This window comes from Streptomyces sp. NPDC006798 (assembly GCF_040635975.1).
GTDB lineage: Bacteria > Actinomycetota > Actinomycetes > Streptomycetales > Streptomycetaceae > Streptomyces.
Genome location: NZ_JBEYIS010000120.1, coordinates 1 through 1,168 on the forward strand (window position 1 = coordinate 1; position 1,168 = coordinate 1,168).

Consider the following 1,168-nt stretch of genomic DNA (forward strand, 5'->3'; position numbering starts at 1 on the left):
GCGTGGACGGTGGTGGACGCGGTGGAGGAGCGTCCGGCGCGCAGTGCGGGGACGGTGGTCGTGGACGAGGGTGACGGGGGCCGTGGGGTGGCGGAGTTCCTGGTGTCCCGCAAGTTCGTCTGACCGCTGCTGGGCGGCCCGTTTCTTTCCTTCCTTTTCCCGTCTTCCTGTCTTCGTCTCGTTCTTCTGGAGTGTGTGTCATGGCTGATGTTCTGGTGGTTGTGGATCATGTGGAGGGGTTGGTTCGTAAGCCGTCGCTGGAGTTGTTGACGGTGGCGCGGCGGTTGGGTTCGCCGGTGGCTGTGGTGTTGGGTGCGGGTGCGTCGGAGACCGTGTCCGTGTTGGCGGGTCATGGGGCGGAGCGGGTTTTGGTGTCGGAGGCGGGGGAGTTCTCCGATTTCCTGGTGGTGCCGCGGGTGGACGCGCTGGAGGCGGCGGTGGGGCGGGTGTCGGCGGTGGCGGTGTTGTTGGTGTCGTCGGGGGAGAACAAGGAGGTGGCCGCGCGGCTGGCGTTGCGGTTGGGGTCGGGTGTGATCACGGATGCGGTGGATGTGGAGGTGGGTGAGGGGGGTCCGGTGGTGGTGCAGTCGGCGTTCGCGGCGTCGTTCACGACGCGGTCGCGGGTGTCGCGTGGGGTGCCGGTGATCACGGTGAAGCCGAACAGTGCCGCGGTGGAGGCGGTGGAGGCCGCGGGTGTGGTGGAGGACCTTCCCGTCGAGTTCTCGGAGGGGGCTCGGGGTGTTCGGGTGGTGTCGCGGTCGGCGCGGGCGGTGTCGGGTCGTCCGGAGCTGACGGAGGCGGCTGTGGTGGTGTCGGGTGGTCGTGGTCTGGGTTCGGGTGAGGGGTTCGCGTTGGTGGAGGCGTTGGCGGACGCGTTGGGTGGTGCGGTGGGCGCGTCGCGTGCGGCGGTGGACGCGGGGTGGTATCCGCATGCGCATCAGGTGGGGCAGACGGGGAAGAGTGTGTCGCCGCAGTTGTATGTGGCGTCGGGTATCTCGGGTGCGATTCAGCATCGGGCGGGGATGCAGACGTCGAAGACGATCGTGGTGGTGAACAAGGACCCGGAGGCGCCGATCTTCGAGCTGGCGGACTACGGCGTCGTGGGCGACCTCCACACCGTCCTCCCCCAACTCACCGAGGAGATCAACAAGCGCAAGGGCTGAACCGG

General features: G+C 68.2%; 1 protein-coding gene and 1 pseudogene. Both read left to right on the plus strand.

From position 1 onward, the window contains the following. A pseudogene (locus ABZ714_RS34815) lies at positions 1–123 on the plus strand (electron transfer flavoprotein subunit beta); the annotation flags it as partial. Positions 124–200: 77 nt separating this feature from the next. After that, on the plus strand, positions 201–1,163 hold the full coding sequence (locus ABZ714_RS34820) for an electron transfer flavoprotein subunit alpha/FixB family protein (RefSeq protein WP_358829380.1): 963 nt from the start codon (positions 201–203) through the stop codon (positions 1,161–1,163). Positions 1,164–1,168 lie beyond the last annotated feature (5 nt).

What these genes read in the sequence shown, in the direction of transcription:
- ABZ714_RS34820 (WP_358829380.1), top strand. Translation starts at nt 201, where the DNA reads ATGGCTGATGTTCTGGTGGTTGTGGATCATGTGGAGGGGTTGGTTCGT.